20 protein-coding genes are annotated in these 21,323 nt (G+C 63.2%); 12 read left to right on the top strand and 8 right to left on the bottom strand.

From position 1 onward, the window contains the following. Window positions 1-6: 6 nt before the first annotated feature. The 8 genes from ACUXUR_RS09645 (at window position 7) to ACUXUR_RS09610 (ending at window position 8,267) form a co-directional block, all read left to right on the top strand. Entirely contained in the window at window positions 7-1,212 is a 1,206-nt protein-coding gene (locus ACUXUR_RS09645; RefSeq protein ID WP_445502128.1) for an ABC transporter substrate-binding protein, read from the top strand. Between the two features lie 49 nt (window positions 1,213-1,261). Continuing rightward, window positions 1,262-3,109 (top strand): ABC transporter permease, encoded by a 1,848-nt coding sequence (locus ACUXUR_RS09640; RefSeq protein WP_445502127.1) that lies wholly within the window; start codon window positions 1,262-1,264, stop codon window positions 3,107-3,109. Beyond that, the gene (locus ACUXUR_RS09635; protein ID WP_445502126.1) at window positions 3,106-3,882 is read left to right on the top strand and encodes an ABC transporter ATP-binding protein; all 777 of its coding nucleotides are present in this window, start codon (window positions 3,106-3,108) and stop codon (window positions 3,880-3,882) included. The genes ACUXUR_RS09640 and ACUXUR_RS09635 overlap by 4 nt, the downstream gene beginning before the upstream one ends. Continuing rightward, window positions 3,879-4,592 carry an ABC transporter ATP-binding protein gene (locus ACUXUR_RS09630; protein ID WP_445502125.1) on the top strand — a complete coding sequence of 238 codons (714 nt, stop codon included), beginning with the start codon at window positions 3,879-3,881 and terminating at the stop codon, window positions 4,590-4,592. The genes ACUXUR_RS09635 and ACUXUR_RS09630 overlap by 4 nt, the downstream gene beginning before the upstream one ends. Window positions 4,593-4,725: 133 nt before the next feature. Further along, entirely contained in the window at window positions 4,726-5,040 is a 315-nt protein-coding gene (locus ACUXUR_RS09625) for a 2Fe-2S iron-sulfur cluster-binding protein (RefSeq protein ID WP_445502124.1), read from the top strand. Window positions 5,041-5,113: 73 nt separating this feature from the next. Next, window positions 5,114-6,157, top strand: coding sequence for an NAD(P)/FAD-dependent oxidoreductase (locus tag ACUXUR_RS09620; RefSeq protein WP_445502123.1), 1,044 nt, complete (start codon window positions 5,114-5,116; stop codon window positions 6,155-6,157). Between the two features lie 434 nt (window positions 6,158-6,591). Then, complete coding sequence (locus tag ACUXUR_RS09615; protein ID WP_445502122.1) at window positions 6,592-7,830, top strand: allantoate amidohydrolase; 1,239 nt, start codon at window positions 6,592-6,594, stop codon at window positions 7,828-7,830. After that, window positions 7,827-8,267: a GNAT family N-acetyltransferase gene (locus tag ACUXUR_RS09610; RefSeq protein WP_445502121.1), complete on the top strand. Its 441-nt coding sequence runs from the start codon at window positions 7,827-7,829 to the stop codon at window positions 8,265-8,267. Before ACUXUR_RS09615 ends, ACUXUR_RS09610 begins: the two co-directional genes overlap by 4 nt. Here the strand turns inward: ACUXUR_RS09610 and ACUXUR_RS09605 are convergent. After that, window positions 8,264-8,779 carry a GNAT family N-acetyltransferase gene (locus tag ACUXUR_RS09605; RefSeq protein ID WP_445502120.1) on the bottom strand — a complete coding sequence of 172 codons (516 nt, stop codon included), beginning with the start codon at window positions 8,777-8,779 and terminating at the stop codon, window positions 8,264-8,266. The genes ACUXUR_RS09610 and ACUXUR_RS09605 overlap by 4 nt on opposite strands. A gap of 78 nt (window positions 8,780-8,857) precedes the next feature. Between ACUXUR_RS09605 and ACUXUR_RS09600 the strand changes: the two genes are divergently transcribed. Continuing rightward, window positions 8,858-9,163: a hypothetical protein gene (locus tag ACUXUR_RS09600; protein ID WP_445502119.1), complete on the top strand. Its 306-nt coding sequence runs from the start codon at window positions 8,858-8,860 to the stop codon at window positions 9,161-9,163. A gap of 49 nt (window positions 9,164-9,212) precedes the next feature. On the opposite strand, the gene ACUXUR_RS09595 is transcribed toward ACUXUR_RS09600, so the two are convergent. The 5 genes from ACUXUR_RS09595 to ugpB form a co-directional block, all read right to left on the bottom strand. Next, a complete protein-coding gene (locus tag ACUXUR_RS09595) occupies window positions 9,213-10,844 on the bottom strand; it encodes an HAL/PAL/TAL family ammonia-lyase (protein WP_445502118.1) in 1,632 nt (543 codons plus the stop codon). A 255-nt stretch (window positions 10,845-11,099) separates the two neighbouring features. Further along, on the bottom strand, window positions 11,100-12,179 hold the full coding sequence (locus ACUXUR_RS09590; RefSeq protein ID WP_445502117.1) for a sn-glycerol-3-phosphate import ATP-binding protein UgpC: 1,080 nt from the start codon (window positions 12,177-12,179) through the stop codon (window positions 11,100-11,102). A 118-nt stretch (window positions 12,180-12,297) separates the two neighbouring features. Beyond that, window positions 12,298-13,143, bottom strand: a complete 846-nt coding sequence (ugpE, locus tag ACUXUR_RS09585; RefSeq protein ID WP_445502116.1) for a sn-glycerol-3-phosphate ABC transporter permease UgpE — start codon at window positions 13,141-13,143, stop codon at window positions 12,298-12,300. Continuing rightward, window positions 13,143-14,024, bottom strand: a complete 882-nt coding sequence (gene ugpA / locus ACUXUR_RS09580) for a sn-glycerol-3-phosphate ABC transporter permease UgpA (RefSeq protein WP_445502115.1) — start codon at window positions 14,022-14,024, stop codon at window positions 13,143-13,145. Before ugpA ends, ugpE begins: the two co-directional genes overlap by 1 nt. Window positions 14,025-14,148: 124 nt before the next feature. After that, a complete protein-coding gene (gene ugpB, locus ACUXUR_RS09575; protein WP_445502114.1) occupies window positions 14,149-15,456 on the bottom strand; it encodes a sn-glycerol-3-phosphate ABC transporter substrate-binding protein UgpB in 1,308 nt (435 codons plus the stop codon). Window positions 15,457-15,664: 208 nt separating this feature from the next. Between ugpB and ACUXUR_RS09570 the strand changes: the two genes are divergently transcribed. Further along, on the top strand, window positions 15,665-16,381 hold the full coding sequence (locus tag ACUXUR_RS09570) for a hypothetical protein (protein ID WP_445502113.1): 717 nt from the start codon (window positions 15,665-15,667) through the stop codon (window positions 16,379-16,381). A gap of 147 nt (window positions 16,382-16,528) precedes the next feature. On the opposite strand, the gene ACUXUR_RS09565 is transcribed toward ACUXUR_RS09570, so the two are convergent. Continuing rightward, window positions 16,529-17,737 carry an NAD(P)/FAD-dependent oxidoreductase gene (locus ACUXUR_RS09565; RefSeq protein WP_445502112.1) on the bottom strand — a complete coding sequence of 403 codons (1,209 nt, stop codon included), beginning with the start codon at window positions 17,735-17,737 and terminating at the stop codon, window positions 16,529-16,531. Continuing rightward, window positions 17,734-18,162 carry an Lrp/AsnC family transcriptional regulator gene (locus ACUXUR_RS09560; protein ID WP_445502168.1) on the bottom strand — a complete coding sequence of 143 codons (429 nt, stop codon included), beginning with the start codon at window positions 18,160-18,162 and terminating at the stop codon, window positions 17,734-17,736. The genes ACUXUR_RS09565 and ACUXUR_RS09560 overlap by 4 nt, the downstream gene beginning before the upstream one ends. A 120-nt stretch (window positions 18,163-18,282) precedes the next feature. On the opposite strand from ACUXUR_RS09560, the gene ACUXUR_RS09555 reads away from it, so the two are divergent. Together ACUXUR_RS09555 and amaB are read left to right on the top strand one after the other, a co-directional pair. Next, window positions 18,283-19,416: a saccharopine dehydrogenase family protein gene (locus ACUXUR_RS09555; RefSeq protein ID WP_445502111.1), complete on the top strand. Its 1,134-nt coding sequence runs from the start codon at window positions 18,283-18,285 to the stop codon at window positions 19,414-19,416. Between the two features lie 346 nt (window positions 19,417-19,762). Further along, on the top strand, window positions 19,763-21,307 hold the full coding sequence (gene amaB, locus ACUXUR_RS09550) for an L-piperidine-6-carboxylate dehydrogenase (protein ID WP_445502110.1): 1,545 nt from the start codon (window positions 19,763-19,765) through the stop codon (window positions 21,305-21,307). Window positions 21,308-21,323: the final 16 nt, after the last annotated feature.

The raw sequence follows: 21,323 nt of genomic DNA, 5'->3' as shown, positions 1-21,323 counted from the left end.
CGCATCATGACGAAGGCATCGATGACCCGCTGGCTGGCTCTTGGACTGGCGCTCGCGTTCGCAAGCCCGGCGGCCCAGGCGCAGCAGGCCCCGATCAAGCTCGGTGAGCTCAATTCCTACGCCCGCTGGGCCGCTTTTACGATGCCTTACCGCAGCGGCTGGCAGATGGCGCTGGAGGAGATCAACGCCAAAGGTGGCGTGCTCGGCCGCAAAATCGAGATCGTCTCCCGCGACGACGGCGCGACCACGGGCGATGCGACGCGCGTGGCGGACGAGCTGGTGAACCGCGAGGGCGTGTCCCTGCTCTTCGGTTCGTTCCAGTCGAATGTCGGCGTCGCCATGGCGGATTACGCCAACCAGAAGAAGATCCTCTACATCGCCGCAGAGCCCCTGACCGACGCCATCACCATGGCGCAGGGCAATCGGTACACCTTCCGCATCCGTCCCAGCAATTTCATGCAGGTCGGCATGCTGGTGGATCAGGCGAAGGCCTCAGGCGCGAAGCGCTGGGCGATCGTTGCGCCGAATTACGAATACGGCCAGTCGGCTGCGGAAGTGTTCAAACGCCTCATCAAGGAGCGCGTGCCCGGAGCCGAGATCGTCGCCGAGCAGTATCCGGCGCTCGGCAAGATCGAGGCGGGTGCCACCGTCTCCGCGCTGGAGCAGGCCAAGCCCGACGGCATCTTCAACGTGCTCTTCGGACCCGACCTCACGCAGTTCGTGCGCGAGGGCAACACGCGCGGCCTTTTCGAGGGCGCCACGGTTCTCTCGCTGCTGACCGGCGAGCCCGAATGGCTTCTGCCGCTGAAGGACGAGGTGCCGGAAGGCTGGACGGTGACGGGCTATCCCTGGGACGAGATCACCGATTCCAAGCACAAGGCCTTCATCGATGCCTACCGCGCGAAGTTCAACGACACGCCGCGCTTGGGTTCCCTGCTCGGCTACATGGTCGTCTACATGATCCGCGACACCATCGAGCGTGCGGGCTCCGTCGAAACCGAAGCGCTGATCAAGGCGCTGGAAGATGCGAAGTTCGACACCGTGATCGGCCCCGTCACCATGCGTGGGCTGGACAATCAATCCACCATGGGCGCCTGGGTCGGCAAGCTTGTGCTGAAAGGCGCTAATGGCGGCATGAAGGATTGGACCTACAAGGACGGCACGTCGTTCATGCCGACAGAAGCCGAGGTGAAGGCGGTTCGGAAGGATTGATGGGTTGACGGCAGAGCGCGCAATCGACGCCCGTTGAGAGGATAGGACAATGGATTATTCCTTCCTCGCCATTCAGGCTCTCAATGGGCTCTCCAGCGCCTCGTCGCTCTTCATCACCGCCTGCGGCCTCACGCTCGTTTTCGGCGTCACGCGGATCGTGAACTTCGCGCACGGCTCGCTCTACATGATCGGCGCCTATACGGCCGCGACGCTCGTGCCGCGGCTGCTTGAACTCTCCTTCGGTCCGACGACGTTCTGGGCCGGCATTCTCGCCTCCGCCATCATCGTCGGCCTGATCGGCGTGCTGATCGAAGTTCTGCTCCTGCGCCGCATCTACGGTGCGCCGGAACTCTTTCAGCTGCTCGCCACCTTCGGCGTCGTGCTGGTGGTGCAGGACCTCACGATCCTGATCTTCGGCCCCGAGGACATTCTCGGCCCCCGTGCTCCAGGCCTGCGCGCGCCGGTCGAAATTCTCGGCCGGCGTTTTCCGTCTTACGAACTCGTGCTCATCGCGGCCGGCCCCATCGTGCTCGCGCTTGTGTGGCTGCTCCTGCGCAAGACCCGCTTTGGCGTTCTGGTGCGCGCGGCCACGCAGGATCGGGAGATGATCGCGGCGCTTGGCGTGAACCAGGCGCTGCTCTTCACGGGGACGCTGTTCCTCGGCGCCTTTCTCGCAGGTCTCGGCGGCGCACTCCAGATTCCACGCGTCTCGGCCCATGCGGGCATGGATCTCTCGATCATTGCCGAAGCCTTTGTCGTCACCGTCGTCGGCGGCATGGGCAGCGTGCCTGGTGCATTTCTGGCAGCGCTGATCATCGGGCAGCTGCAGGCCTTCGGCATCCTCATCTTTCCGAAGAGCACGCTTGTCGTCGTCTTCCTGCTCATGGCCGTCGTGCTTGCCGTTCGGCCCTATGGTTTCTTCGGACGTCCTGAAGTGATCGGCGGCACGCATGCGGTGGGCATCTCAAGCCATAAGCGCTCGCTCTATGCTCCCCTCGGATTGGTGGCCGTCATCGGCACCCTCGCGAGCCTCCCGCTCATCGGCGATGCCTATGTGCTCAAGGTTGCCACCGAAATCCTGATCTTCGCGCTCTTCGCCTTCAGTCTGCAGCTTCTCATCGGCATCAGCGGTGTCGTAAGCTTCGGCCATGCCGCTTTCTTCGGATTAGGGGCTTATGGTGCAGCGCTTGCCGTGAAGTGGTTCGCAGTACCGATGGAGGCTGCACTTCCTGCCGGGCTTCTCCTCGCGGCCGTTGGAGCACTGATCATCGGCGCTTTCGTGGTGCGACTGTCGGGCATCTATCTCGCCATGATGACGCTTGCCGCTGCGCAGATCATCTTCGCCGTCGCCTTCCAGTGGGTCGATATCACCGGAGGCGATAACGGCATCGTCGGCGTGTGGCCTTCAGCGCGGCTCAGCGGCCAAGTGCCCTATTACCTCTTCACGCTTGTCATCACTGCAGCGACCGTTCTGCTGTTGATGCGCATCATCGACGCGCCGTTCGGCTATTCGCTACGGGCTGCGAGAGATTCTGAAGCTCGGGCCGAAGCCATCGGCCTGAAGATTCGCCAGAATCGATGGCTGGCTTTCACGATCTCAGGTGCAGCCGCTGGTCTCGCCGGCGGCATTTACGCCTTCTCTCGCGGCTCTGTGGATCCGACCCTGCTCGGGATTCCGACATCCGTCGATGCCCTGACGATGCTCCTCATCGGCGGCATCCAGACCGTCACCGGCCCGCTCGTGGGTGCCGGTGTTCTGCATGTGCTGCGCGACCAGATCATGCCGCTCACGTCCCTGTGGCGTCTGGTGCTTGGCCTGAGCATCATCGTCATCGTGCTCATCTTCCCGCGCGGGCTCGTAGGCACCGTCCGTGCATGGCGGGAGGAACAGGCATGACGCTTCTCTCCGTACAGGACTTGAGCAAATCCTTCGGCGGCGTGGCGGCGGCGCGGGATGTGAGCTTCACCCTTGAACGGGGCGAGATGCTTGCCATCATCGGGCCAAACGGTGCCGGGAAATCCACCGTCTTCAACATGCTCGGCGGACAGCTGCGTCCCGATCATGGTGCGGTACTGCTCGATGAGAAGAACATCACGCCCGCCTCGCCGCAAAAGCGTTTTCGTCTCGGCGTCGGGCGCACCTTCCAGGTGGCGCAGACTTTTCTCTCGATGAGCGTGGCCGAGAACGTGCAGATGGCCCTTGTCAGCCACAACCGGGAAAGCACCGCGCTCTGGGCTCCGGCACGCATGCGCCATCGTGAGGAGGCGCTTGCGCTGCTGGAGCAGGTAGGCATGACGGAATCCGCCGATCATCCCTGCTCGGCGCTGGCCTATGGCGATGTGAAGCGCGTGGAACTCGCCATCGCACTGGCGGGGCAACCGAAGCTCCTGCTGATGGATGAGCCTACCGCCGGCATGGCGGCCCGGGAAAGAGCCGCTCTGATGGATCTGACCGCCGAGATCGCGGATGCGAAGGGGATCGGCGTTCTCTTCACCGAGCATGACATGGATGTGGTGTTCGGCCATGCGGAGCGAGTGATCGTCCTCGTGCGAGGGCGGATCATCGCCACCGGCTCTCCCGAAGAAATCCGCCAGATCGAGGACGTGCGGCGTGCCTATCTGGGCGACGACCATGCACTGGAAAGGCCGAAAGGGGTGAGCCCGGCATGAGCGAGCCGCTTCTCGAAATCTGGAATCTCACCGCTTCCTATGGTCGCGCCCAGGTGCTGTTCGGCCTGACCTTCGCGCTCAATCCGGGTGAGGTGATGGCGCTGGTCGGCCGCAACGGGGCGGGCAAGACGACCACCCTGAAGGCCATCATGGGTCTTGTGCCTGCAACGGCCCAGAAGGCCACCTTCAAGGGCCACTCCCTCGCACGCCTTCCCACCTACAAGATCGCCCGCTTGGGGCTGGGCTACGTTCCGGAGGATCGGCGCATCTTCACCGACCTGACGGTGGAGGAAAATCTGGAGGTCGGCCGCAAGGCGGCGGGTCCGGGCCGCTCCCCCTGGACACCGGAGCGGCTGTTCCGGCTCTTCCCCAACCTGGCCGAGATGCGAGGGCGGCGCGGCAACCAGATGTCCGGCGGCGAGCAGCAGATGCTCACCATCGCCCGCACCCTCATGGGCAACCCGGATGCCATCCTGCTCGACGAGCCGTCCGAGGGGATCGCCCCCGTGATCGTGCAGATGATGGCCGAGGCGATCCGGGCCATGAAGGCCGAGGGCGTCGCCGTGCTCCTTTCCGAGCAGAACTGGGCCTTCGCGGCCGGCATCAGCGACCGCACCATCGTGATCGAGCGCGGCGAAATGCGTTTCCTGGGCTCCATCGACGAGCTCATGACCAATGAGACCTTGAGGGCGGAGACACTCGGGATCTAGCAATGGCCCAGCTACGGAAACAAACGTAGCCCTTAAACCATTGACGCGACGGGCCGAAAAGTCGATATCCAGCCCAAACGGCGCGGGCTCCCGCGCCATTCCCCTGACTTTATGCTAAGGAATTCCCGCTTCAATGGGCGTCATCCATGTGACCGACCGGGCCGGCCAGCGCCATACCCTCGAGGCCATCGAGGGTTGGCGGGTGATGGAAATCATCCGGGATTGGGGCCTGCCCATCGAAGGCCTGTGTGGCGGGGCCTGTGAGTGCGCGACCTGCCATGTCTTCGTGGACGAGAAATGGCTGGACAAGCTCTATCCACCGACCGAGGAGGAAGAGGACCAGCTCGACACGGTGGTGACGAAGCCCAGTTCCCGCCTGTCCTGCCAGATCATTTGGACCCCTGAACTCGACGGCCTGGAGGTCACCCTCGCCCCAACGGGCGGCTAAACCGTCATCCCTGCCGCATTGCCAAGACCATGAGACCGTGCTCTTCGAAACGGTCTCTCGAAGGAGCCTGTTTATGACCGACCATATCGAAACGGACGTCGTCATCATCGGTGCCGGGCCCGTGGGCCTGTTCGCCGTGTTCGAACTGGGGCTCCTCGACATCAAATGCCATCTGATCGACATCCTGCCGAAGGTGGGCGGCCAATGCGCCGAGCTTTATCCGGAAAAGCCGATCTACGACATTCCGGGCTTTCCGATGGTCACGGGCCAGGGGCTTGTGGACAATCTGATGGCTCAGATCGAGCCGTTCCACCCCACCTTCCACTTCAACGAGATGGTGGAGAGCCTGGAATCCATCGGCACGCCTGAGGCTCCGCGGTTCCGCGTGAAGACCTCCGAGAACGACACGACCTTCGAGTGCAAGGCGGTGATCATCGCGGCGGGTGGCGGTTCGTTCCAGCCCAAGAAGCCGCCGATCGACAATATCGAGGCCTATGAGGGCACCGGCGTCTTCTATGCCGTGCGACACATGCAGATGTTCCGCAACAAGAAGGTGCTGATCGTCGGCGGCGGCGATTCCGCCCTCGACTGGACCGTGAACCTGCAGCCCATCGCCAAGCGCCTCACGCTCCTCCACCGCCGCGACGCCTTCCGCGCCGCCCCGCACACCGTGGAGAAGATGCGCTCGCTCGTCGCCTCCGGCGAGATGGATCTGCATCTCGGCCAGGTCAGCGCATTGAAGGGCGAAGCTCCCGTTCTCGAAGGCGCCGTGATCCGCAAGGACGACGGTTCCGAGCTCACGGTGGATTGCGACGTGATGCTGCCCTTCTTCGGGCTCACCATGAAGCTCGGCCCTATCGCCGATTGGGGCCTGAACCTCCACGAGAACCTGATCCCCGTCGATACGGAGAAGTTCGAGACCAACGTTCCCGGCATCTTCGCCATCGGCGACATCAACACCTATCCGGGCAAGCTCAAGCTGATCCTCTCCGGCTTCCACGAGGGTGCGCTCGCGGCCCAGAAGGTGCACCGCTACGTCTATCCTGAGAAGAAGCTTCTCTTCCAATACACGACGTCGTCCACCAGCCTTCAGAAGAAGCTGGGCGTCGCGGCTTAACCTGTTTCCCCCAGTGTCGACCTCCTCAGAGGCCGGCCATCAAGCCGTGGCGTGTGTTCCCTCCCCTTTGCGGGGAGGGATAGGGATGGGGGCGCAAAGTCGGAGCACTGCGCGTCATCCAGAAAACACGACCGCCCTACAGCGTCATGGCCGGGCTTGGCCCGGCCATCCACGTCTTGGGAACCACAACGGATCAAAGACGTGGATCCCCGGCAAAGGCCGGGGATGACGAGCATTGATCGTGTTCAATCGCTCACCCGGTCGTTCCACCCCCACCCCTACCCCTACCCCTCCCCCTTGCGGGGAGGGAATAGGTCGGTGCGATTGGCGAGTCAGGCTCTCAGCGTGAAGGCAGAGACTTTCAGCTCATGCTCGGGGCGACTTCAACCTGCCCGCCTCTTGCGGAGCAGGCCCGTTCCTGAAACTCTGTCCCTATGACAAACCAAGACGATCTCACCCTCGGCCGCCGCGTGATGGCGATGATTGAGGATCTGGCCCAGCATACGGACGAGTATGGGTGCCTGACGCGCCTCTACCTCTCGCCGGCCCATCGCGCCGCAGCCGATACGACGCTGGACTTCATGCGCGAAGCCGGGCTCAAGGCCCATATCGACGCGCTCGGTTCCGTGGTGGGCCGCCTGGAGGGCGCCGATCCCGAAGCCCCTGCCCTCCTCATCGGCTCCCATATCGACACTGTCGTGGATGCCGGCCGCTATGACGGCAATCTCGGCGTCGTGCTCGGCATCGTCGTGGCCGAAGCCCTGAAGGCCGAAGGCATCACACCCTCCTGCCCCATCGAAGTCGTGGCCTTCGGGGACGAGGAGAATGTCCGCTTTCCCACCAATCTCTCCACGTCCTATGCGCTTGCAGGACGCTACGATCCTGCCTGGCTCGACGGCAAGGATGCGGATGGCATCAGCTTGCGCGACGCGCTGCTCGAATTCGGCGGCGACCCTCTCGGCATTGCAGCCCTGGCGCGGGACCCGGCGCGTTATCGTGGCTATCTCGAGGTGCATATCGAACAGGGCCCGCAGCTCGAGGCGCGCAACCTTCCCGTCGGCATCGTCTCTGCCATCAACGGCATTACTCGCGCCCGCGCCTCCGTGATCGGCGAGGCCGGACACGCGGGCACGGTGCCGATGACTATGCGCCGCGATGCGCTGGCGGCCGTTGCCGAGATGATCGGCATCGTGGAGCGCGCAAGCTCCAAGCGTAGCGACACGGTCGCGACCGTGGGCGTGGCCCAGGTTCAGCCCGGTGCGATCAACGTCATTCCGGCACGCGTCGATTTCACGCTCGATGCCCGCGCGCCCGACGATGCGGTGCGCCATGCCATGGTGCAGGACATCCTCACCGAGTGCGAAGCCGCCGCTCAGCGGCGCGGCGTCTCCTTCACGATCGAACCCTTCATGGAATCGCCTGCGACACCCATGGACGAGGATCTCATGGCGCAGTTGGAGGAAGCCGTGAAAAGCTCAATGATCGAGCCGATGCGCCTTGCCTCAGGCGCGGGGCACGATGCGGTGGCCATCGCCAATCTGTGCCCTGCCGCCATGCTGTTCGTGCGGTGCAAGGGCGGTATCAGCCATAACCCGGCCGAATCGATCACGGTCGAGGATGCGGACACGGCGGCCCGCGTCCTGTTGCAGGCCGTCAAAAGGATCGTTGCTTGAACTTCCATCTCGAGCTTCTCCCGAAGCCGCACTCCATCGTCCGCCAGATCATTCGCAACGGCCTCACCGACTTCAATCGCAACGCTTTCATGCCGGATCTGAAGACGGAGGATCTGGCCGTGGTCATCCGCGCCGTCGACTCCAAGACCATCGTCGGCGGCTTATGGGCTCACACCAGTTGGGAATGGTTGACGATCGAGTTGATCTTCGTGCCGGAGAGCCTGCGCAAGCAAGGGATCGCGCGCAACCTGATCGCCATGGCGGAGGAAGAGGCCGTCGAGCGCGGTTGCCATTCCGCGTGGCTCGACACGCTCAATTCCGAGGCTCTCGCTCTCTACGAGCGGCTTGGGTACGAGCGCTTCGGCGAACTCAAGGATTTTCCGAAAGGCTCGAGCCGATTCTTCCTGCAGAAGAAGCTCGCTGCTGATCCATTTTAGCCGCGCCAATCCTCGGAGAGGATGGCCCAACGCTCGTGATCGCGCCATTCGCCATCGATCTTGAGATAACGCGGCGAGTAGCCCTCCTGCCGGAAGCCGAGACGCTTCACGAGCGCGCGTGACGGCTCGTTGCCGGGTTGGATGTTGGCTTCCAGGCGATGGAGCCCGAGTTCGTTGAAGGCATGGGTCACCACGAGGCCGACAGCCTCGCTCATCAGGCCGCGTCCATTCATGCCCGCAACGGCGTAATAGCCCATATAGGCATTCAGGAAGAAGCCGCGCACGATCTCGCTCAGGTTGATCACGCCGACGATCCTGTTGCTTGCGCGCTCGCGCGCGATGAATCCCATGGACCTGTCTCCATCGCAGCGGGAGAGATAGCCCTGGAAACTTGCGAGATCGCGGCAGGGCGATACCCATGGTCCATGCAGCGCGAGGCTTGCGAGATTGGCGGAGACCAATTCGGGTCCATCGGCAGACCGGACATGGTTGACGGTAACGCGCGGCTGCATGCGGTTCATCCTTGTTTCAGGAACCATGGCTTAGACATTGAAGTTGTCGTTTGTCCCTTTGCAACGAAAGATAGGATCATGCGAGCGTACATCATCCCTGCCATCGCCGTTGTCTTCAGCGCCGGCCTTCTTGCCTCCGCCCCGGAAGCGCAGGCCCGTTTCAGTCCGCAGCAGATCGAAGCGCCCTCCCTTGTCGAGAACGTGGCCTGCGTCACCCGCCGCGTGCGCACGGTGCGTCCGAACGGTCGCGTCGTCTATCGCACCGTCCGGCGCTGCGGCGTACCTGCCTGGCAGCTCAGGGATCGGCGCTGCCGCGTCGTCCAGGAGCGGGTTTATCGCCCGAACGGCAATGTGATCGTGCGCAACGTGCGTCGTTGCCGCTGATCCAGGAACGTCGGATATCGCAAGGGCTCGGATCATTCCGGGCCCTTTCCTATTCCAAGACTCCAACAGCACTCTCGACCGCCTCCACAACGGCGCCGGAGCGCACGAGGTCGAGCGCCTGGCGCATCTCGGTCGCGTACCAGCGATCGCCGTCCAATGCCGGTGGGATGACGGCGCGGATCGCTTCCATTGCGGCGCGCGAGCCTTTGCCCAGCGGATGATCCTTGGCGAGCGGCTCCACGAGCGTGAGGGCCTGTGCCGCCATCAGCAATTCGCCGGCCACGATCTGTTCCACGTTCTCCATGATGATGCGCGCTTTGCGCCCGCACCAGGTGGAGTTGGAGACGTGATCCTCCGCGTTGGACTTGCCGGGGATGGAATCCACCGAGCCCGGCGTGGCAAGACCGCGGTTTTCCATCACCAGGGCCGACATGGAACATTGCACGGTCGCAAAGCCCGTGTTCAATCCGCGCTTGCCCGCCAGCAGATTGCGCGGCAGGCCGTAGGACATGGTGGGATCGATGAGACGCGCGAGGCGGCGCTCGGAAATGGCGCCGAGATCGGCCATGGCAATGCCGAGGAAATCCATGGCCTGCGCCATGTACTGCCCATGGAAGTGACCGCCGGAGATCGACACGTAGCCGCCCTGGCCATCGTCGAAGATGAGCGGGTTGTCTGTGGCGGAGTTCATCTCCGTGCCGACGATGCGCTCCACATATTCCACCGCCTCGACGGCCGGTCCGTGAACCTGCGGCGTGCAACGCAGGGAATACACATCCTGCACACGGGGAGCAGCGGGCGTTCCGGGCTGGCGCGGCTCGTCGGGGAAGACGATGTCGCGTGCGGCTTGCGAACAACGCTTCGAGTCTTCGAGAATGCGCAGCAGATTGCGCGCCACGCGCGCCTGGCCAGGGTGCGGACGCGCCTTGTGCACGCGCGGATCGAAGGCCGCAAGCTCGCCGCGCATGGCTTCGAGCGACAGGCACATGGCAATGTCTGCATGCTTCAGAATACGGCGCGCATCGCTGGTGGCGAGAGAGGCGAGCGCAAGCGATGTCGTGGAGCCGTTGATGAGCGCGGACGCATCCTTCGCACCAAGCTCGAAATCGGGCTCGAAGCCTGCCGCGCGGATCGCCTCGCGCGCTGGCATCACGCGGCCTTGATAGACCATGTGAGCCTCTTCGAAGCCGCAGACGGCGCCGGCCATGTGGGCGAGCGGCGCGAGATCGCCGGAAGCGCCAACGGAACCCTTTTGCGGAATGACCGGGTGCAAGCCTGCGTTGAGGAAAGCGAGCAGACGCTCGACCAGCTCGACGCGCGGGCCGGAATAGTTCGACGCGAAGGCATTGGCGCGCAGCAGCATCATGGCGCGCGTGACGTCCTCCGCGAAAGGCTCGCCGATTCCGGTGGCGTGGGCATACACGGTCTTCTGCTGATAGGCCGCCATGTCGGCGACCAGAACGCGCTGATCCTTGAACAGGCCGACGCCGGTGTTGAAGGCATACATGAGCGGCGCGTCGTCATGCATCCAGGTGCGGTCGATATAGGCCCTCGTCGCCGCAATCCGCTCCCGCGCCTCGGGCGTCAGCTCCGCTTGCGCAAAGCGTCCCTGGGCATCGGGCCGTGCCACGCGCACCACATCCTGAATCTGGAGCGTCGCTCCATCGAGCTTGACCGTCATCGCTATCCCTCATGTTCTCCCTAAAGGGATAATGGGGCAGCCTTGAACGCGCAACAGCCGTTACAGGGCAAGGCTTCTCCCTTCCCTTGCGGGGGAGGACCGGGTTGGGGCTGACCGGGTGAGACGTTCAACAAGATCCTCGTCATCCCCGGCCTTGTGCCGGGGATCCACGTCTCTGATGCAGAGTGGTTTCAAAGACGTGGATGGCCGGGTCAAGCCCGGCCATGACGTTGTTCTGCGATCGTGTTGTCTTTCTCAGATCCGGCCCAGGCGCTTCGTGGTCTGCGGATCGAAAAGATGGACGTTCGCCGGGTCGATGGACAGGGTCAGCTTGCGGGTTTCCGCCGGAATCTGGCCTGTGGAGGCCTGCACCACGAATTCCGTGCCGGCGACCTTGCCATGGAAGAGCTGGGTCGCACCAAGCTCCTCGACAAAATCCACATCCATGCTGAGGCTGCTGGAACCGGCGGCGCCGCCCGCCTGCACGTCCTCGGGACGCAGGCCCACTTCGATGGCCGAACCCGGAGCGAGGCCTTCGCGCATATCGGTGACGACGATGGACTGCCCCCCGACCGACACGCGGCCGGGGCCCTCCACTTGGCCCGGCAGGATGTTCATGGGCGGGGAGCCGATGAAGGTGGCGACGAAGCGCGTCTCGGGACGGCGATAGACCTCCGAGGGGGAACCCACCTGCTCGATCTGGCCGCCGGACATCACCACGAGCTTGTCGGACAGCGTCATGGCCTCGACCTGATCGTGCGTCACGTAGATCGAGGTCACGCCGAGCGCCTTCTGCAGGCGCTTGATCTCCACGCGCATCTGCACGCGCAGCTTGGCGTCGAGGTTGGAGAGCGGCTCGTCGAAGAGGAAGACCTGCGGCTTGCGCACGATGGCACGGCCCATGGCGACGCGCTGGCGCTGGCCGCCCGAGAGGGCGCGCGGCTTCCGGTCGAGGAACGGCTCGATGGCGAGGATGCGGGCGGCTTCCTTCACGCGCTTCTCGATTTCGTCCTTCGGCGTCTTACGATTGCGCAGGCCATAGGCCATGTTGTCGTAGACGCTCATGTGCGGATAGAGCGCGTAGTTCTGGAACACCATCGCGATGTCGCGATCGGCCGGCTCCACTTGGTTCACGACGCGGTCGCCGATCCTGATGTCGCCGCCGGAGATCGTCTCCAGGCCCGCGATCATGCGAAGAAGGGTGGACTTGCCGCAGCCCGACGGGCCGACGAGTACGCAGAAGGAGCCGTCCTCAATGTCGAGCGATACACCTTTCACAGCTTCCACATTGCCCGCATAGATCTTTCGAACGGTATCGAGCGTAACCCCTGCCATTGGTTCATTCCTTTTCACGTCAGCCGGTGCTCGAGAAGAGCGCCAGGCTGGAAAATTCCGATATTCTTTGTGAGCCCCTCCCGCCGCGGCACGAAGGGCGACGCGCGAAAGTCGCGCGTCACTTTTCCGTTTCGACGAGACCCTTCACGAAGAGCCGCTGCATGAAGATGACGACCAGCACGGGCGGCACCATCGCGAGCACGGCCGTGGTCATCGCGATCTGCCATTCGGTGAGCGCGTCCGTGGTCGTGATCATCTTCTTGATGCCGATGACGATGGTCTGCATCGAGCTCTTGGTCGTGATCAGCAACGGCCAGAGATACTGATTCCACCCGTAGATGAACTGGATCACGAAGAGCGCCGCGACCGTCGTCATGGAGAGGGGAAGGAGCGTGTCCTTGAAAAAGCGGAACGCGCCCGCGCCGTCGATCTTGGAAGCTTCCAGAAGCTCATCAGGAACCGTCATGAAGAACTGACGGAAGAGGAGCGTGCCGGTCGCGGATGCGATCAGCGGCAGGACGAGACCCGTATAGGTATCTAGCAATCCCAAGTCGGCGACGATCTTGTAGGTCGGGTAGATGCGCACTTCGACAGGCAGCATCAGCGTGATGAAGATGATCCAGAAGGCCGTCTTGCGGAACGGGAACTTGAAATAGACCACCGCATAGGCCGACAGGATCGAGATCAGGATCTTACCGAGCGCAATGCCCATCGCCATGATCATCGAGTTGATCATCATGTCCATCACGGGCTCGCGGGCTGCCTTACCGCCATAGAAAAGCGTGCGGGTGTAGTTCTCGGCCGCCTGATCGCCCGGAATCAGCGGCATGTTGCCGTTGATGATGGTGGCGGCGTCGAAGGTCGAGGCCATGATCGCGAGATAGACCGGAAAGGCCACGACGACGACGCCGACGACGAGCGTCAGATAGGCCATGAAGTCTCTAAAGGGACGATTCTCGACCATCAGTACTGCACCTTGCGTTCGACATAGCGGAACTGGATGGCCGTGAGCGCGATCACGATGACCATGAGGATCACCGATTGCGCGGCCGAACCGCCGAGATCGCCGCCAAGGCGGCCATCCGCATAAACCTTATAGACCAGGGTCGTGGTCTGACCGGCCGGGCCGCCGCCCGTCACGGCATCGATGATGCCGAACGTCTCGAAGAACACGTAGACGACCGTGACGACAAGAAGGAAGAAGGTGGTGGGCGACAGAAGCGGAAAGATGATCGTCCAGAAACGACGCAAGGGACCGGCGCCGTCGATGGCACCTGCCTCGATCACGCTCTTCGGGATCGCCTGCAAGCCTGCGAGGAAGAAGAGGAAGTTGTAGCTGATATGCTTCCAGGTGGCGGAGAGCACCAGCAGGATCATGGCATGATTGCCGTTGAGCATCGGATTCCAGTCGATGCCGACCGCGCGGATCGGGCGCGCCAGAGTGCCGAGCGTCGGATGGAACATGAAGATCCACAACACGCCCGCGATGGCCGGAGCCACCGCATAGGGCCAGATCAGCAACGTCTTGAAGGCATGTCCACCACGCAGGTTCTTGTCGGCCTGCGTGGCGAGAAGAAGAGCGACGGAGAGCGAGAAGAAGGCCACCAGCGTCGAGAAGATCACGGTCGTGACCATCGCCCGGTAATATTCGGGCTGCTCGAACACTGCGACATAGTTTTCAAAGCCGACGAACTCGGAAGCGAGACCGAAGGCATCTTCCCGCAGGAAGGATTGCCAGATGGCCTGCGAGGCCGGCAGGTAGAAGAAAATGATGGTGATCGCCATCTGCGGAAGGATCAGCAGCAGAGGCAGCATCCACCCTGAGAAATGAGCTCGTTTTTCCATCGCGCTTACGGTTGTCCGGTGATGGTGCAGAGGACGGCATCAACCGGTCTGCGAGGTTATCTATAAGATCATCCCGGGAAGCTTTCGGCTGCCCGGGATGAAAAGTCTTTTGAGTCAGTCGGGCTTAGCGAACGGTGCGCTCGAACTGACGCAGGATCTGGTTGCTGCGGGAAACCGCGGCGTCCAGAGCGTCCTTGGCAGGCTTCTGACCGGCGAGAGCCGCCTCGATCTCCTCGGAGATCACGTCGCGGATTTGGACCATGTTGCCGAAGCGCAGACCGCGGGAGTTCTCGGTCGGCTCCTTGTTGGTCAGCTCCTTCAGAGGCGTCTCAAGGACCGGGTTCTTCTCATAGAAGCCCGAAGCCTTGGTCTTCTCGTAGGCAGCCTTCGTGATCGGCAGATAACCCGATTCCTGGTGCAGTTTCGCCTGACGGTCGGTGTCCGACAGGAAGGCGAAGAACTTGGCAACGCCCTTGTACTCGTTGGCCGACTTGCCGCCCATGACCCACAGCGAAGCGCCGCCGATGATGGAGTTCTGCGGAGCGCCCTGGACGTCCGGATAATACGGCATCGGCACGGAAGTGAAGTCGAACTTCGCGTTGGCCTTCACGTTGCCGTAGAAGCCCGAGGAGGTGAGGAAGATCGCGCATTCGCCGGAGGTGAAGCGGCCTTCGCTCTTCGAGTCGCGGCCCGAATAGTCGTAGGTCTTGTCCTTCTGCAGGTCGACGAGGTTCTGCAGGTGCTTCACGTGCGTCGGAGAGTTGAACTTCATCTCCGTATCGAAACCATCGAGGCCGTTGGCCTTGGTGGCCATCGGCAGGTTGTGCCAGGCCGAGAACTGCTCGATATTGGCCCACGAAGCCCAGGCGTTCGAGAAGCCGCAGGTGTCGTGGCCGGCAGCCTTGAGCTTCTTGGCAGCGGCGAACACGTCGGGCCAGGTCTTCGGAATCTCGTTCACACCGGCCTTCTTCAGCTCGTCCTTGTTGATCCACATGACCATCGAAGAGGAGTTGAAGGGGAAGGAGAGCATCTCGCCCTTGGCGGTCGAGTAGTAACCGGTGATCGCAGGCAGATAGGACTTCGGATCGAACTTCTCGCCGGCTTCCGCCATCATCTGGTAGACCGGCTTGATCGCGCCCTTCGCGCCCATCATGGTCGCGGTGCCGACTTCGAAGACCTGCAGGATGTGCGGAGCGTTGCCCGCGCGGAACGCGGCGATACCGGCGTTCAGGGTGTCGGCGTACTGACCCTTGTAGCTGACGACGACCTTGTAGTCTTTCTGCGAGTTGTTGAACTCTTCGGCGAGACGGTTAACGACCTCATTGTTGGCGCCCGTCATGGCGTGCCACCACTGGATTTCCGTCTGAGCAAAAGCGGAAGTGCTCGTCGCGAGACCGAAGGCCAAGGCGCCGAGAAGGGACTTCTTCATCATATTCATCTCTCCCATACCATCCCCTCGGGGATGTTATTGTCGTTCACCATCCTCGCGCGAAAGCTGGATGACGTTTTAATGACACATCCATGACAATCATAGCCGGCTTCAAAATGGAAGCCCTTTTCATTGAAAAGACTTAACAACTGGGGATGGGAACAGGCCGGAAGCGCTTTTCGTTGAGAGAGTATCCATAGGGAAGCAGCACATGCCCCAGATGATCACAGCCCTTTTCAGGGACCCCGCCCAGGCCCGCCAGGCGCTTCAGGCGCTCCTGGAAATGGGAATTGCCCAACACCGGATCGTGGCGGTGGGCACCGAGGACGCCCGCGAGATTTCCTCGATTTCCGGTTTCCGCGCCCTGTCCGCCCGGGACGATTCCCTCGAGGCCCTTCGCGACCTGAACCTGCCGCATGAGGACCTGCGCGTCTTCGAGCAGGGGCTGCACAACGGCTGCACGATGATCGCAGCCCGGGTCGATCGCAATGACATGGAAGAAGCCGCGCGGGTGCTGGAGATGTTCGACCCCGTGGATCTCGACAGCAGCAGCCGGGAATGGCTGAAGGCCGGAGAAGCGCGTGGCGCCGACCCGGGCGCGCCTCTGGCCGCGGGCATTACCGGCGGCACTCAGGCGGGCCAGACCAATACGGGCTCGCTTCCCGGCATGGGCCTGATGGCGGAGGGTTCGGACGATCTCGGCACCGCCGATCTGCGCACGGGCGAGACCGGCCAGCCGAACGCAGGCGCACAGACCACGACGGGAACGGGCGCGCGCCGCAGTGACGAAAGGGCGGACCGGGAGGGCGTGAACGAACTCGCCGTCGCCTCCCAGCCGTCACCGGATCAGCCCGGCCTGATGCAGCGGCACATGAACCGCGGCGGCCGGATCTGGGCCTATCGCACGTTCGATGAGGGCGGGGTTTAGAGCTTCTACCTCCTCATCCTGAGGAGCCTGCGCAGCAGGCGTCTCGAAGGAGGGTCCAGAAAGCACTGGAGACGCCTTATCCTTCGAGACGGATTGCTTGCGCAATCCTCCTCAGGATGAGGCTCAAGACAGTTTCGTCAGACGCCCTCAGATCACGTTGCGCTCGAGGAGCGGACGGTTCGCCAGGACGCGCTCATAGCCGAGCTCTGAGAGATCGAGCGTACGATAGCCGCCGTGGACAATGAGCTCCGACAGGCCCCTGCCGACAGCGGGAGCCTGCTGCAGGCCGTGGCCCGAGAAGCCGTTGCAGAGATAGAAGTTCTCGATCTCGTTCGTCTTGCCGATGATGGCGTTGTGATCGAGCAGGCTCATGTCGTAGGGACCCGACCAGGCGCGACCGGGCTTGATGGCCTCGAAGGCGGGAATGCGGTGCGCGAGCGAGGGCCAGATGAATTCCTCGAAGAAGGAAAAGTCGATCTCCTGGCTTGCGGGATCCTCGTCGAACCAATCGGGATCCACATCCGCTTCCGGCGACGCACCGCAGATGAAGTGGCCCTCGCCTTCCGGGCGCACGTAAGCGCCGGAGGTGTCGATGAGCAGCGGCAGGTTCTCCACCGGCTCCTTGCACGAGAAGGTGAACACGTAGCGGCGCTTCGCCCGTACCGGAATCGTGATGCCGGCCATCGCCGCGAGCGCAGCACCACCTGAGCCTGCGCAGTTGATGAGCGTGCCGCAGGCGATGCGCATGCCGTCCTTCAAGCGCACGGCGACGACGCGGTGGCCCTCGCGCTCCACTTCCGCGACTTCGCCCTTCACATATTCGGCACCGAGCGAACGCGCCTTCTTGCGGAAAGCCTGCAGGAGTCCCCAGCCGTCGAACCAGCCCTCGCCCGAGCGGCCCCAGGTGCCGGCCGCGAGATCCTCCACGTTGAGCCAGGGGAAACGGCTTTTCAGCTCGTCCGGCTTCAGGAAGAGAATGTCCGCGCCTTCCGCGGCCTGCAGCGCCTGGTTCTCGCGGAGGATCTGCTCGCCTGCCTCGGACGCACAATAGAGATAGCCGCCCTCCTTCAGGCCGATCTCCGGCTTGTCGCCATCGACCGTGAGGTAATCGGCGATGTTGCGCAGGAAGTGGATTCCATAAAGGGAGATGCGGATGTTCACCGCGCTCGAATATTGCTGACGGATCGAAGCCGCCGACAAGGCGGACGCCGACAGCTGATAGGTCGGATCCTTCTCGATGACGACGACGCGCCCCTTGAAACCGGAATCGGCCAGGAGGTGGTAAGCGGTGGAGGAGCCCATGACGGCGCCACCCACAATCACGACATCGGCAATGCTTGAGGCGGAAGTGGTCATCGTTCGAATTTCGTTGAGAGGATGATGGAGGATTGCGTGCGCTCTACGCCTTCCAACGCACCGATCTTGTCGATGGCGGCATCGAGGGTGGGAACGTCTTCTGCCTCTACCACCGCCAGAAGGTCGAAGACACCGGCAACGGAATGAAGCGCGCGCAACTCTGGCATACGCTGCAGCGCCGTGGCAACAGCGGCGGACGCTTTCGGCGCAACGACGATGGTGACATGCGCGCGCACCATGCGGCGGCTGATCTCTTCCGCAAGCCTTAATGTATATCCGACGATCACTCCGCGTCGCTCCAGGCTCTCTACCCGCGCCTGTACGGTGGTGCGGGAGAGTTTTAAGCGGCGGGCGGCTTCCGCATGGCCGATGCGGGCATTCTCCCTCAAGAGAGCGATCAGGGCACGATCTGTGGCGTCGAGCATCACTTTGACCAGTCTTAACGGCAATATGCCGATAACTACTCGGCTTTCCGTCGGCTTGTCTATGGCGCTTTGCAAGGCTTTGCTGTTCTCTCCCCTGATCACCAGGGAGGTTCGAACATCATGAAATCCATCCTCGTCATCGGCGCCGGCAAGATCGGCTCGACCATTGTCGACATGCTCAACGAGACCGGCGACTACACCGTGACCGTGGCTGACGCCTCCGCGGAAGCCCTCAAGGCCGTGGCCAAGAACGGTATCAAGACGGTCCAGCTCGACTTCAGCGACGCGGTGGCTCTGCAGAACGCCCTCAAGGGCCATTACGCCGTGCTCAGCGCCGCGCCCTATCACCTGACCGGCCATGTGGCCCAGGCTGCGCGCCTTGCCGACGTGAACTATTTCGACCTCACGGAAGACGTCGCCACCACCCGCATGGTGAAGGAGCTGTCGGAGGGCGCCACCACCGCCTTCATTCCGCAATGCGGCCTTGCCCCGGGCTTCATCTCCATCGTGGCGCACGACATCGCGAGCCACTTCGACAAGCTCGACACGGTGCGCCTGCGCGTCGGCGCGCTGCCTCAGTACCCCTCGAACGCCCTGTCCTACAACCTCACCTGGAGCACGGACGGCGTCATCAACGAGTATATCGAGCGCTGCGAAGCGGTGGTCGACGGAAAGCTGCGTGAAGTTCCGGCCATGGAAGAGCTGGAAGAGTTCTCCCTCGACGGCACGCGCTATGAGGCCTTCAACACCTCGGGCGGCCTCGGCACGCTCTGCGAGACGCTCGAAGGCAAGGTGCGCAACCTCAATTACAAGACGATCCGCTATCCGGGCCACTGCGCCCTGATGCGCGTCCTCCTCAACGACCTGCAGCTGCGCAACCGCCGCGAGGTCCTGAAGGACATCCTGGAGAACGCCGTTCCCGCCACCATGCAGGACATGGTCATCGTCTTCGTGACCGTGACCGGCGAGCGTGATGGCCGCTACGTTCAGGAGACCTATGCCCGCAGCATTTACGGCCAGAAGATCGCAGGCACCCAGCGCACCGCGATCCAGGTGACAACGGCTGCCGGTATCTGCGCCATGCTCGACCTGCTGGTTGCGGGCAAGCTTCCGAAACAGGGTTTCGTCCGCCAGGAAGAGATCGACCTCGACACCTTCCTGGCCAACCGCTTCGGCCGCGTCTATGCGGGCGAGCGCCTGGACGAGGGCCACGAGCCGGCGGTGAAGAACATCCGCCTCGACGCCGTTGCATGACGCCTCGGAATCGCCCAGGGCTCTCACGGCCGCATCGTGCGGACCCTCTTCGTCATCCCCGGCCTTGTGCCGGGGATCCACGTCTTACTGGCGCTGCGGCTCCTGAAGACGTGGATGGCCGGGCTGATCCCCGGATCAAGTCCGGGGACGGCCATGACGAGGAGTATCGGGAGCCTGCCCAGCTTCTTTCCGAAATCGCATGATCCTATTCGGGAAAAGCAGTTCCCACCTTTTGCGATCATGCTTTAAGACGGTGGCCTGAAGGCTGCCGTCGTTTCTGTTTAAAGACAAACGAAGGTGGCGGGCTTGAGAAGAAGCCCGAACCCCGTTCCATGGGAGAATGACAATGTCCGCCCTGCAATCCGTTTCGACCTCGTCCGCCAGCGTGGCGGAGGAAGCCCGCGCCATTCTCGCCCGTCTTGGCGTGCCGGACAGCGCTTTCGCTCCCACGGGCCGTCCCGCCCTCTCCCCGATCACGGGCGAGGTGATCGCCCATGTCCGCGAGACCACGCCGGAGGAGGCCAAGGCCGCCATCGGCCGTGCCGACGCGGCCTTCAAGGCCTGGCGCAATATTCCCGCCCCGAAGCGCGGCGAGTTCATCCGCCTGCTCGGCGAGGAGCTGCGCGCGGCCAAGGACGATCTCGGCCGTCTCGTGACGCTGGAGGCCGGCAAGATCGTGTCCGAGGGTCTCGGCGAGGTTCAGGAGATGATCGACATCTGCGATTTCGCGGTCGGTCTCTCCCGCCAGCTCTACGGCCTCACCATCGCCACCGAGCGCGCCGACCACCGCATGATGGAAACCTGGCATCCGCTGGGCGTGTGCGGCGTGATCTCCGCCTTCAACTTCCCTGTCGCCGTGTGGTCGTGGAATGCGGCGCTCGCCCTCGTTTGCGGCGACAGCGTGGTGTGGAAGCCCTCCGAGAAGACTCTGCTGACGGCGCTCGCCACCCATGCCATCGCGGAGCGCGCGGCCAAGCGCTTCGGCGGTGTGCCGGAAGGCCTGCTCGGACTTCTCCTCGGCGGTCGCGAGATCGGCGAGATCCTCGTGGAGGATCATCGCGTGCCGGTTCTCTCCGCCACCGGCTCCACCGCGATGGGCCGTCAGGTCGGTCCGAAGCTCGCTCAGCGTTTCGCCCGCGCGATCCTCGAGCTCGGCGGCAACAACGCCGCGATCGTTGCTCCCTCGGCCGATCTCGATCTCGCGCTTCGCGGCATCGCCTTCGCGGCCATGGGCACGGCCGGTCAGCGCTGCACCACGCTGCGCCGCCTCTTCGTGCATGACAGCGTGTACGACCAGCTCGTTCCGCGCCTCGTGAAGGTCTATGGCAGCGTGAAGATCGGCGATCCGCGTGAGCAGGGCACGCTCGTCGGCCCGCTGATCGACAAGGCCGCGTTCGAGGGCATGGAGCGCGCGCTCGACGAGGCACGCAATGCCGGCGGCAAGGTGCATGGCGGCGGACGCTACACGGATATCAGCAACGGCTTCTATGCCCGTCCCGCCCTCGTCGAGATGCCGAGCCAGACCGGCCCTGTCCTGCGCGAGACCTTCGCTCCGATCCTCTACGTGATGCGCTACACGGATTTCGACCAGGTGATCGAGCAGCACAACGCGGTTGGCGCCGGTCTCTCCTCCTCGATCTTCACGCTCAACCTGCGCGAGGCCGAGGCCTTCGTGTCCGCATCCGGCTCGGATTGCGGCATCGCCAACGTGAATATCGGCCCCTCGGGCGCCGAGATCGGCGGCGCGTTCGGCGGCGAAAAGGAAACGGGCGGCGGCCGCGAGTCGGGCTCCGATGCCTGGAAGGCCTATATGCGCCGCGCCACGAACACGATCAATTACGGCACCACGCTTCCGCTGGCCCAGGGCGTGAAGTTCGACGTCGGCGCCTGATCATCTTAAAAACATT

Source organism: Microvirga medicaginis, assembly GCF_052658925.1.
The sequence above is the reverse complement of the archived record's forward strand: the minus strand, read 5'-3'. Positions and strand labels throughout refer to the sequence as shown.